Source organism: Corynebacterium pseudogenitalium, assembly GCF_024453815.1.
In the GTDB taxonomy this organism is placed as follows: Bacteria; Actinomycetota; Actinomycetes; order Mycobacteriales; family Mycobacteriaceae; genus Corynebacterium; species Corynebacterium pseudogenitalium.
Window position 1 is genome coordinate 1,664,217 of the sequence record NZ_CP072934.1, and the last position, 12,203, is coordinate 1,676,419.

7 protein-coding genes are annotated in these 12,203 nt (G+C 48.4%); 4 read left to right on the forward strand and 3 right to left on the reverse strand.

Going from position 1 to position 12,203, the window contains the following annotated elements:
* Positions 1-114 precede the first annotated feature (114 nt).
* The gene (locus tag KBP54_RS08010; protein WP_256005288.1) at positions 115-492 is read left to right on the forward strand and encodes a helix-turn-helix domain-containing protein; all 378 of its coding nucleotides are present in this window, start codon (positions 115-117) and stop codon (positions 490-492) included.
* A gap of 959 nt (positions 493-1,451) precedes the next feature.
* On the opposite strand, the gene KBP54_RS08015 is transcribed toward KBP54_RS08010, so the two are convergent.
* A complete protein-coding gene (locus tag KBP54_RS08015; protein ID WP_256005290.1) occupies positions 1,452-2,978 on the reverse strand; it encodes an HAD-IIIC family phosphatase in 1,527 nt (508 codons plus the stop codon).
* A 1,065-nt stretch (positions 2,979-4,043) separates the two neighbouring features.
* Between KBP54_RS08015 and KBP54_RS08020 the strand changes: the two genes are divergently transcribed.
* Genes KBP54_RS08020 through KBP54_RS08030 form a run of 3 tightly spaced genes read left to right on the forward strand, consistent with a single transcriptional unit; the run spans position 4,044 to position 10,265 of the window.
* Complete coding sequence (locus KBP54_RS08020; protein WP_256005291.1) at positions 4,044-5,711, forward strand: hypothetical protein; 1,668 nt, start codon at positions 4,044-4,046, stop codon at positions 5,709-5,711.
* A 4-nt stretch (positions 5,712-5,715) separates the two neighbouring features.
* Positions 5,716-6,270 carry a hypothetical protein gene (locus KBP54_RS08025; RefSeq protein WP_256005293.1) on the forward strand — a complete coding sequence of 185 codons (555 nt, stop codon included), beginning with the start codon at positions 5,716-5,718 and terminating at the stop codon, positions 6,268-6,270.
* Positions 6,270-10,265, forward strand: a complete 3,996-nt coding sequence (locus KBP54_RS08030) for a glycosyltransferase family protein (protein WP_256005295.1) — start codon at positions 6,270-6,272, stop codon at positions 10,263-10,265. Before KBP54_RS08025 ends, KBP54_RS08030 begins: the two co-directional genes overlap by 1 nt.
* Positions 10,266-10,480: 215 nt before the next feature.
* On the opposite strand, the gene KBP54_RS08035 is transcribed toward KBP54_RS08030, so the two are convergent.
* Positions 10,481-11,329, reverse strand: a complete 849-nt coding sequence (locus KBP54_RS08035) for an ABC transporter ATP-binding protein (RefSeq protein ID WP_418904453.1) — start codon at positions 11,327-11,329, stop codon at positions 10,481-10,483.
* A complete protein-coding gene (locus KBP54_RS08040) occupies positions 11,313-12,173 on the reverse strand; it encodes an ABC transporter permease (RefSeq protein WP_256005298.1) in 861 nt (286 codons plus the stop codon). The genes KBP54_RS08035 and KBP54_RS08040 overlap by 17 nt, the downstream gene beginning before the upstream one ends.
* Positions 12,174-12,203: the final 30 nt, after the last annotated feature.

Consider the following 12,203-nt stretch of genomic DNA (forward strand, 5'->3'; position numbering starts at 1 on the left):
TAACACCGTGGTGACTATCGGGTAACGCAATGGTGAGTATCGAGTAACGCTTTAGAGAAGATTCTTCTGACCGCGTGATAACAGGGCACGCGGCATCATCAGAGGAGTCCGATCGTGACTGATTACCGGGCCATGATGGACCTAGTCTTACAAGGCTGGTCCGTCCGTCAAATCTGCTCGACTGTGCGATGCTCACACACCACAGTCCAAAAAGCGCGCCACACAATGGCGGCGCACCAAATCACAATTCAGGAACAACTCGCCGTTATCACCGACGAAGAAATGACCAAATGGTTTGTTGACGGTCGAAGTGTAGCCCAAGGCGACTTCGTACCCATCAACTTCGACGCAGTGACCAAAGCACGCACCGGGCGCAACAAAGTTACCCTCCAAGTCTTGTGGGGCCGCTACACAACCCAACCCGCCAACCCGTCCCAGCGTTATTACAGCTACGAGCGTTTCCGCCCGCGGCTGAATGTCGATTCGGGGTAGTTGGTACCGTGTGTCCGCGTAGTTGGTACCGGGTTCCACGTACCTGGTACCGCAGCGTTGTTTTCTTCCATAGTAAAAGATGGCGACCCATCACCCGATGGTGTCGCGTCATCTTCGACATGGAAGGGGCCAACTTGTGGCGAACTTCAAACAGATCATCGCGATGTGCCTTGAAGAGGCTGAGATCATCACACTAGAAGGACCGAACATGCGCTTAGAAACCAACACGGAGTAGTTGCTCAGATGGTCTGCGCCCGGGTGTTACTCGATACTCACCCGGGCGTTACTGGTTGCTCACCACGGCGTTACTATATCCGTGGTCCTAACAACGGTGACCCTACACCGATGATCGGATACTCCAAAAGATTACAATTCGGCTTAGGAGAGCATAAAGCAAACTTCATGACATTAACTACTACCTCGTGCTAGTAGAGACTGTAGTTGCTGAGCTCCCTCAGCTAGTCTCTTCCGAAGCAAAATGTTCCACAGAACAGTCCAGTTGGGTATTTTCCGTAATTGCTCGTTGTTTCAGAGCACTGCCAGCCTCTTTTGGAACGATACAAATTTGCAGGACCGCATAGGTCATTCTTTACCATTTGGTGACGACCCGTGAGACACTGACTAACAAATGGGGCTTCAAGAATTACCGTTTTCAGCATCGCTTACAGAAACGAACACTCACCAGTCCGATATTTGCAAAGCTACCGCATTTGAACCCTCTTTCGACAAGCAATATCGACTGCCGAAAGAGCACAATATCTACAAAATTGGTACCACTTTGTAAAAACAGTACGAATTTCTCAAAATGCCGACCGTAGCTACCGCCCAAAACAGTAAAAATACCGGCGGCAGCTCGGGGACGCGGAAAACTACAATAGCGTGAACCTGCTGCGGTTTTTGACTTCTATGGCTACACCGTTTAAGTGGGATGCCGTACAGGTTTGTGCTTATAACAGATGCTATTGCCCCCACTGGGAACAGGCATCAGCAGTTGTTGCCAGACCTTTGGCAATACTAACAATCGCGTCTCTATTAAAATGTCGCGGGTCCGCTCCAATGCCCGTTGAGTACTCTTCTAGATTCATTACAACAACATTCCAGCGCTTGGCCGCTTCTTCCCTCCAAGTGTCGTTGAGTCTACGGTAGTCAAACACCACGTCAGCAGAATTTCTCGAGACATCGGCTGGCAATAAAACGATTAGGTTAGAACCGGCTCTGTCTAATTCGGCAAGAAATTCACTCACGGCTAGTCGATACTTGGCCACCCCTCCGTCCCCCTCCCAGACCGCTTCATGGTAATCGACGAACGCACCGTAAACCATTAATGCTTTCCATGGCCCTTTCATATCTCCGGTAGAAATCCAATCACAAAGCCGGAATGCGTGAGGCCAGTTATCGATCACAACAGGCTCAGTGTTGTGCATATAGTGAGCAATTGCGCCGGATTGGCAATTGGCCATGATCCGCATCCTAGAGTCGCCACTAAATTCAGATATACCCGCTTCTTCGATAGCAGCTTTTGCTTCATCAGACTCTGAAGAAACAAAGGTTACCCAATCTGGAAGATTAGATTTGACAGGCAGATTCTCTTCAGGGACATGGGGCCCCAGTGGATCATGACTTAAATAGTACGCGAAAGACTCCTCCACACCCATGTTCATAATCCGACAAGAAAAGGTGAAATGCTGAAGTGCTTTTGTGTTAGCCCGAACAAACGCAAATCCAACTAGACCATAATTGCCGTACTTATCCCAAACGAATAGCGAATACGTTAGATTTTTACCGAGATCTACGATAAAAGGGGCCATTAACCCCGTTTCTACCCTTGATTTCAAAAAATTCAATTGGTTGGTACGATTTATTAGTTCTTCTATCCGTGAAGCAAAGGGCAAGTTCTCGTGTGTCCTCACAACAGTCATTCTGATTCCCGACTGCCGCAAGAATTCTTCATTTGGCCCATCTATCAGTGCACGATCCTCACGTTTCTTTTCCATGATGCGATACTTTTCCAAACGTGATTTTCCGCCTTCAGACTCGGCAACTAGCTGAGCCAAAAAATCGTCACATTCAGGAGATGTAGCATCCATAGTTTGAATGCCCGGAACTACGGATCGCACTTCTTCTAAGTTATGGACGTTATCATCGATGAACAAGACATCTGGTGCCCGCAAGTTCATGTCTTTGATAATCTTCTCGACCAAGGGCCCTTTAGCAGAAAAGGCTATTTCCGGAAAAACAAACTGTTCCCCCATACCGAGTTCAGCTAATTTTTTCAGAGCATCTTGCCGGTCATTCTTCGAACAAATCGAGCTGACAATTCCATTGCGATTTAGCTGTTTTACGAACCGGCTCCGTTGTTCAAACAACTGAATATCATCCCCTTCGGCCAGGGTTCCACGCCAAAGAGTTTCATCCAAGTCCCAAATAATTAATTTTACCAATTTAGAATTCCTTTCGATTCGAGCAAGGCAGCTATCCGCCCACACATTCCGACACTAACCTAAGACAATCCGCAACATGCCATGATTTTAGCGCAAATCTCTAACCAAACTTGCCAGAGCCCTTTCGTACGCAATCTCGCCCACCACTCCCGACTACGGGCAGCTCAATAAATGGGCGATATCAATGATGAGAGGTCGTAACAATCCGTTCGTTATAACAAACACGATTACCAAAGTGGGGCTGGCGATCCGCCGCGTTCTATGCAGGGTGTGTTTATCACCTGACATAAGCATCTTAACGTCACCACGGTGACATAAAGCCTGAAAGCGCGAAAAAACACTATCGGGGAACAATAAATTTAAGTTTCGGGTTGCCGAATGGGTGCTTAGCCACAAAACCATAAAGGACTGGCTGCCATATTCGGCAGACTACAATCACATTATTAATTCCAAAAACAATAAAATCCCCAAGAGTCCTGCAACAGCTCAGCTGATACCCAACTGCAGAGCGTTGCTTCGTCAACAATCCAGAACTAGTAGCCGATCACCGGCAGGAAATCGAACTGACCTAACCTATTTTTAACAATGAGAGCCAATCAGCCAATAAATTCGACGTATTGCCATCTGTCGCTAAGATACCCTTAGACACCAAGACATTAACTACAGGAAAGAACAGAACATGAATGACCGGCTACTCTACATTGCCTCGATGTCAGTCCAGTCGTTAGTTGCCTTAATAGGCTGCGTCGCGATTCTCGCCAATCAATTCAACCTTGGTTTAGCTTTCGTCGCACTCTCACTTGCAATCCTGCCATTTGCTAGCCACTTGAGGATGCGTAGGAGCTTGAATGCAATTAAGCACGTTATACAGTCAGGCAACTTTGACGAAGTTTATGCAGCATTCAATGACAGGCGTGGCGCACTCGACTCCAAACTCTCGGAGCTTAGTGATTCCACGCAGTTACTGTCTTCCAAACTTTCTGACACTACTGACGTACAAGACCTCAATAACGCTATAAACGCACTACGGAGGGAAGCTCGCATGCTACGTCTAGTTTCGAGCGAAGCCCAAAAGTCCATTCCACGCTCAAACTAAGAAAAGCTAAAAAGATGCAGCCACTCACAGATCACGCCGTTGGGATCATCTCGACAGGGCTTTCAAGCGGGTCCCCCCTAATCAAAAAGGGCGCTCAACAGATCCTTGAGGCCACTGGTTATTCGCTTGGAATTGAATTCCCAGTTAACGACGCTTCAATGACAAATTCGGCCGACGAAGATCTCCAGCGTGATTCTCTGGTCGAAATGTGTGCGCTTATTAACGACGCGGCAATCCATCTATCCGAAATAGTTGGCGACATAGAATCTCGAAAGAAAATTCTGGCAGGCAGGAACACCGCAGTCGAATGGCTCGCTAAATACCTCGCTACGCATCCAGACGAACGGATCAAAGTATCAGATCAGGTACAATCCACATCAAAGCGGGCCTTCCCATGGAACGCTGTCCAGCCTCCGGCTCGTGGTCTAGCCATGCTTTACAATTTCTCTCCGTTCCAGGATACCGGCGCCACAGTTGCATCCAAGCGCCTTCGGGATTTTGGCACTACTGTGGATGTGGTTGCATGCTCTTTTCTTCATCGCAAGAAAGTCGACAATACGATCGAAGCAATCGCGGAGCCATATGTGGCAAGCCGATACTTTCTCCCACTCGCTCCGTCCTGGGCATCTTGGGAGCCATTTCGGGGGTTTGCGGTGAAAGCAACAGAATTTGCCTCCCAAAAAATGGAAACCGGGGCTAATTACGAGTTCCTCTATTCTCGCGCAATGTGGGCACCGTCTATATACGCCGGCGCGCTTTTCAAGAGTCGTTACCCTTCAGTTAAGTGGATTGCAGAGTTCTCCGACCCACTTTCTTTAGATGTAGAAGGACTTCCACGCGGTGGATCTGTACCGCATGACAAGCTAAGTGAGTTCTACTTTCAACTAGTTTCAGAAGAATACCCAGAACTAGCCTATGATTCCATGACAGTGTTTTCATTGGCGGAGTATCTTGTCTACACACAGGCCGACGAAATCTACTTCACTAACGAAAACCAAATGAAAACTATGCTCGAGCAGGTTCCATCACAGCGTCTGAGGGAACGCGTGCAGAATCGCGCAATCGTCAGTAATCACCCAACGTTACCCAGGTCGTATTACCTGCACGAAGAATCCGAGTATGCAGTTGACGATAATGTGCTGAATCTAGGTTATTTTGGCGAGTTCTATTCCAGCAGGTCAATTACAGAAGTTACGGCTGCGATGCGCACGCTACCGGAAGCGCTAAAACAGCGAGTCCATTTGCATGTTTTCACAAATTATATTCCGGCATCAGAAGGCAACCAACGGCCGCGCGGGTTTTCCAAGAAACGCTACGATGAGCTCGTAAATCGCGCATACGAGGGCGTGGGCGCGAGCGGGATTGAAGATCACGTAACCTTCAATCCATCACTCCCCTACCTCAAGTTCCTCGCTACCACTGAAAAGCTAGACTACTTGATTGTCAACGATGCACGATCTGGAGACCACCACTCAAGGAACCCATACCTCCCTTCGAAGTGGAGCGACTATGCCGGATCATCAGCAAAAACCTGGGCTTTTATCGAAGAGGGATCAATCCTGTCCGGGAAGCCCGCAGACATCAAAACACCAGTTGGTGATGTTGCATGTGCCCGGACTCAATTATGGGACATGATCCTTCACAAGTTTCCTACCCTGATGGCTAGATCCGAGGAAAGGTGAAAGTATGGTTTCCGCAAATTCTGGACTAAACAAGCTTCTTCGGCACTTAGGACGCGCAGCAACACCCCCAGTTCGTGAGAGCAACTTCAAGATTAAGCTTCACGACTTGATTTTTCCGGACTCGCATTTTCAAGACTCTCAGGATCCGATCCTTGTCATTACCTCTCAAGAAATGATTGTAAACTGGCCAACAACAATTCCTTTTGAAGTTGCTATGCCTGGCACCGCAATATCTCAAGCCAAACAGAATCACATCCGTTCTTTGCTGATTGATACAGATGCATTCGATCAAGGTCCCTGGATTTCAGCTGACAACGGCGGAAACAGACCGTTGGCACAGGAAATATTTGACGCTGGCCGCGAACTTCGAGCAAAAGGGTCCATCGTATATTGGCTAGGAAATCCCATACGTCCGGACCAAACAGATACAAAATGGTTAAAATCAACCTCCACCGTGGACCTTCATAACATCCCACAAGTTGATTTGGAAGAAAAAGCGCCACAGTCTGATTTGTGGAAATTTTTGGTCGATGTTGCTCTGGAGCGAGAGGTAAACTAATGCATTGTGAAAAAGGCGACCTTCGGATACTCTTCGTTCCCGATGTAGATTATTTGTCAAACACAGAAAATGCTTTCTGGGTCGATGCAACCACCCGGTGGTTGCTGAGCGAGGATACAAAAGTTGATGTCCTCGCCAAAAGTCCAGAAGAGTGCCCGCTACATTCAAAACTCGTCGAACGCGGTGCAAAGCTCATTCCTGCCCAACAGTTCTCTGAACCAAATTCATACGACGAGGGCGGTGTGGCGCCACGTTTTCGGGCACGACAAGTGATTTCTGTCGCGAAAGAAAACGAGTACGACATAATCCTAACGCAGGGGCTTGCACTATCTCGCCAAGTTGCCGGCAATGGTTCGCTCATGACGCGCCACTGGAGCATTTTAGATGACCACCCGCTGGCACCCCAGGTATTCACTGACTCTGAATTAAAACAGGCGGCCCTCGTCGCTGAACGCGGAAAGCTACTGCTTACCACGTCCTCAATTGTTCGAGCGCAATTAGACTCAAGAATTCCTGCTGCGACATCTAAAACGCGGCTTCTTCCAGTTCCAGACTTCTCTGACCTAACTTTGTCGAGCGACGTGAAGTCTCCAGGCCGGAACAATTTTATCATCGATTTTTCACGTAGTGCTGATAGTCTTCGACTCCACAATTTCGATGCACTTGCAGACTCTTACATTGAAAAACGGACACCACCGGAAATTGTGGTCTGTGGTTGGCCGACAAACCCCACCGATGAAGAATCAGCAATCCTCGTCGCAACGGGTCTTACTAAAGTGCCTAACGTGCGTCTTGAGCATGAACCACTGCTATCAAGCCCCCTTGTGACGAATAAGTCACGGGTCCTCATTTTTGGTTCACAAGAAAAGCTCGAGAATATTGTAACGTCATCAATCGCCCGCATGAGGGGCGCGAACCCGCTAACGATAGGCACTCAGATTGTCAAGGACTTAACGTGTTTATCCTCATCACAATGGGAAGACAACGCTCCTCAACATTTGCCATCTTTTGCAGAGTATTGGCAGTTTGACCTGCCTGATTATAAAAGAACACCCCCGACCAGTGAAAAGATAAAGGTCCTACTTGCTGGTGCTGATTTTAAGTTTGCAGGCGACATTATTGATGCGCTGATCCAAAGAAGCGACTTGGATACTAGAGTTGATCTGTTCGAGGCCAACGCAAAACCGCAACCTGTGAAGAGTGCGCCTCATTTAGCATGGGCCGACGTAATCATCGCAGAATTCGCATCGAAGAATGCTATTTGGTATTCACAAAACGTACGGCCCCATCAAAAATTAATTGTCCACCTCCACGGATACGAACTTCTTTCCGACTGGATTGATGAGCTCAACATCGATGCCTGCGCAGCAATCGTTGTGGCTTCAGATTTTTACCGCCAAAAAGCACTCTTATTGAAAGGTTGGCCTGCCGACAAAGTTGTCGTCATACCTAACAGCGTAAATCCCGCCGATATTCGCAGGGACAAGGTCGCTGATGCCCGTTATCATCTCGGGATTGTAGGAATTGTGCCGATTCTTAAACGGCCAGACAGAGCCTTGGATCTATTGGAAGCGCTCATTAAGATCGACCCAAGATATACACTGCATATCAAAGGCCATGCGCCTTGGAACTATGCTTGGGAGTGGAAGAAGTCCGCCCACCAAGATTCTTATCGCAAATTCTTTTCACGTATTAGGGACAATCCTCAGTTACTTCAGCACATTGCTTTCGAGAAATTCTCGCCTGATATGGGAAACTGGCTAACGAAAATCGGCTGGTTACTCTCTCCTTCAACTCGGGAGACTTTCCATATGGCTGCCGTAGAGGGCGCAATTAGTGGTGCAATCCCGATTGCTTGGCGGCGTGACGGTTCAGATGAAATCCTGGGAGCTCCTCACAATGTTGATAGCCTTGATGAAGCCGTTGAACTCGTACTTCGCGGCCAAACTCTCAAAGGCTTCCAAGAAATGTCACAGAATGCTATCGCTTTTGCGGGTAAGTATTCAAACGACTCTGTCCGTGCGCAATGGCTGGATTTGATCCAAACACTGTTTTCTTCGCGCTCCGCCCAAAGGCGCACGCTGACGCATCTTTTGCCCGAGCAAGAGGGCCTGTTCGTGACGGTGGAACGCGCACTATCAGAGCACGATTCAGAAGCAGCGTTGGCCGTGTTGGACGAGCATATTCCCACAACTCGATCAGCCACTGGTCCTCTGAAAGACATCGAGCTCTTTACTCGCGGTTTAGCTGCGCTCGACGAAAGGCGGTTCACCCACTTCAGGCCGTTTAGCGCATACCGTTCGAATCGTGACGAGAAGATTACATTAGTCAAACCGCAGAACTCAGCTGATCTCAACCTGTCGCTTTCAGGCATCGATCGCGAGGCAATCGATTTGGTTCCTCCGAATTACTTGCGCCTAGATGGCCGGTACATTCCTGAGTCAACGGTCCTCGAAATTCAACCCAACGTGGCGGATGAGACCTTTGTCGAGGATGGACAGCTGCGTGTAGACCGATGGATACACGTTGTTAAAGCTCGCATCATTGCGTCTGGGATCCGTAGAGGTACGACGGTACTTGGGGCTGTCGGCCCTTGGTGGACAGCGTTGCCAACAGCTCTTGCTGCGGATGTAATGGGAATTCGGTTCGTCTGGTTCGTTGATGATGCTGAAACCGCAGACTCAATAGACGCAGTTTCGCGCAATATTCGCTCAAATGATTTCGTCACGCAGTTAGTGCGGAGTGCGTTCGAACGAGCTGATTTAGTTATAGCAACAAATCGTCATCTAATCGACTCTATACATTCGTTCTGGACTTTTGACGCCTGTCTTGAGGGCGGCGAACCAACTTCCACCGGAATACCCTGCTGGTCTGCTGACCAAATAGAGCAGCATTTGGCTAAGACACCTTCCTCTCGCACGACGAATGTGCCGCTCGAGTTACTTCAGCCCCTCAGTAAGTTAAGGATTGGCCTAATCGCTCCACCGGAGGTGGAACGAGATTTACATGACGTGACACAATCTGTTCGCAGAATATCGCCAACCGACTTTGAGACTCAAGTGACACCGGAGTTAGACGCCGTGATTGTGCACTCGGACATCGCCGATACTAATGAATGGTCAAACCATATTGCGTCATCGAACCCCACTCAGGTGACATTGGTTGCAAGGATATTTGATCGTGCCCGCCTCTTCGGTATACCAACAATATTTGTAAACAATTTTGGGGCAGAGCGCTCGCTCCCGGAGCGACTATTTGCCACTGCTCGAAAGGCGGATGCGATAGCCACGACATCTGTTCGAACGATCCGACAGCTCCTCGAACAACATCCAATTTCCATTCGAACTGTTTCCTATTGGGATCCTGAGCTTCCGTCTTCCCTACGTTGGCCAATCTTACTGAGAGGCTCAGACGTAAATGTAGAAATAGAATCGATAGTTCAACGAGCTTTGGTTAGTGAAGCCATGTCTTCTCCAAATAATGAGTTCGATGCGTTCATCGAAGGCTGGGAAGCTCCGCACAATGACAAACAGTTGCCGAAGCACGATACCATCACGGTATTAATTGACGCTTCCTCTGTATCGCCCAGCGAAAAGCTATGGCAGGACCTGGCTAATCAGTCATTGCCAAAAAATTTATTTGAGATCTGCGTAGTAGGGCCCCATAAAGTCAGGATTCCTTCAAACATTGGTCTCAACTTAATGCCACAAGTAGTAGCGGTACCAGCTGGAGACGCGCTTTCGACCGATTTTGCAGTAATTATCTCTGGTCAAGACAGGTTGGAGCAGAACTATCTATTGAGCCATTGGCTATCATGCACCCCAGATGCTATCGTTCAGGACTCTGAATCATTCGTAACAAGCAGAACCACCGGAGCCCTCGTGCCTCATTCTGTGTGGGATGATTGGGTCAACGGTGACTTGATAGATATGTCGATTTTAGTCCTTCCCGACATGCAACAATCCAAACGCCATCGGGAACTTGGTACTTGGTAAGTAATCCAGCACAGGTATTCACTGTCACCGTATCGGTGAATACCTGACTTCGTGAACTTGAGTTCCAACTAAATCAATAAGAAATTAGTTTCCGCGCTAGTTCGGAGACGATGCACCCATTGCCTTGACATTAGGGATACGAAACCAAGACAAGAAAGCAAACACGCCGAAATTCGTCCTTGAGACGGCTGCAGTTACACTCTCGAGGATTGTCATCAATCTATCAGTTCGATTTCTGGCGCAACATATCGAGAAATGACTTCCTGCAGAAACACCTCCGCTGGAGCTTTATTGTCCTTCCCTAACAGACGAGCCCACTCATGATACTGAGGCGATACTTCTTCGGTCATTCCATCAGCAATAATTCTCCCCTTGTGTATCCAGATGCACCGCTCGCAATTTTTTTCAATTTGACCTATCGAGTGCGAAACTAAGAATAGGTTGCCTGCCCGATCAAGGACCTCTTCCATCCGTTTGGCGGCTTTAGCCCCGAAGGCTGCATCTCCCGTTGACAATGCTTCGTCGATAAGGAGGATATCGGGCTTAACCGCAGTTGAGATCGCAAATCCCAATCGCGCAGCCATTCCTGAGGAATACGTAGACATAGGTCGCACAATAGCTTCTTCTAGCTCAGTCCACTCCGCAATTACTGGAATCTGAGCTCTCGCTTCAGAAGGCGACATTCCCAATGCAAGACAGCCCAGATAGATATTAGACTCACCCGAAAGACCCCCCTGCAATGCAGGTGCAACACCCATTAGCACCGGTTGAGAGCGGACTAGAATATGGCCTTCAGTGGGGACTTCGCCTCCAGAAATCAGCTTTAATAAAGTTGACTTGCCCGAGCCATTGACACCAATGATTCCAATAGATTCTCCTGCTCGGGCCACTAATGAAGCGTTAACCAATGAATCAACAATGTGTTTGTTTCTCCCAACACGAACCGTATTCGCATCATCAGAGCGGGATTCACTAATTACATAACGCTTAGAAACGTTTTGAACAACGACATTAGCGACCGGTTCTTGCAGCGGTTCTCGTGCGTCATCATGCAAGCCGGACATACTTTTGCTCCGCTCTCCAAAAAAACAGGAACCCTACCAGCAAAGTACCCATCGTCCACAGGAGCATTATCCCCCACTCCTGAAAGTCAGGCACTGTCCCGTAAATAGTAGTGTCTCGAATCGCAGTGAGAAAAACATATCCGGGATTATGAAACATAACACTTTGAATCAAGGGCACATGATCAAAACGATCCAGTGAGAACATCACTCCAGATAAGAAAAACCAAGCTTGCGTTGTTATTCCAACTAGTGCCTTTGTGTCCGGCAACTCAGCAGTAATTCGTGCGGTGAGAAACATCAATCCGCAACCAAATAGGTGAATCATAACATAGAGCGGAATCACAAGAAGTGTAGTCCAAGTCGGAGGCTTGCCCCATTGCGTAAGAAAAGCCAAAGCAATTGCCACTAACGCTGGCAGCAAATTGTCAATCGCCGCGCGGAGCGTCTGGGAAAAAACAAGTGCAGCGCGAGGAAAGGCGAACGCTTGGATCATAGCCCTAGAGCCTCGAATGAGTCCACTACCGGCTGAAAATAGCCCTGTCATCATCTGCATAAATATCATGCCTAGGAACAAGTAGCCGACAAAATTTTCGATTCCACGAGATGTCCGAAACAGCACTCCAAACAGAAAACCATAAAAAATGACACCCAAAATCGGGTTCACAATCAGCCAAAGCTTCCAGAGCCGATAGTCTCGGGTTGAGCGTAGCGCTTTAGACCGCGCCTCGGCGATGATGAAGAAGCGTCTTACCCACAGCTGTTGCACATACTCGATCAGGCTCGGCCTTGGATTAAGCGGTTTCAATCCCTCAAGCGGGACCACGATAGGGTTTGAATCGCTCACTGAGATCGCGTCCCTCCAATTTGTACCAAC

Coding starts and splice junctions, on each gene's coding strand:
- KBP54_RS08025 (WP_256005293.1), top strand. CDS start 5,716: ATGGTTTCCGCAAATTCTGGACTAAACAAGCTTCTTCGGCACTTAGGA.
- KBP54_RS08020 (WP_256005291.1), top strand. CDS start 4,044: ATGCAGCCACTCACAGATCACGCCGTTGGGATCATCTCGACAGGGCTT.
- KBP54_RS08030 (WP_256005295.1), top strand. CDS start 6,270: ATGCATTGTGAAAAAGGCGACCTTCGGATACTCTTCGTTCCCGATGTA.
- KBP54_RS08035 (WP_418904453.1), bottom strand. CDS start 11,329: ATGTCCGGCTTGCATGATGACGCACGAGAACCGCTGCAAGAACCGGTC.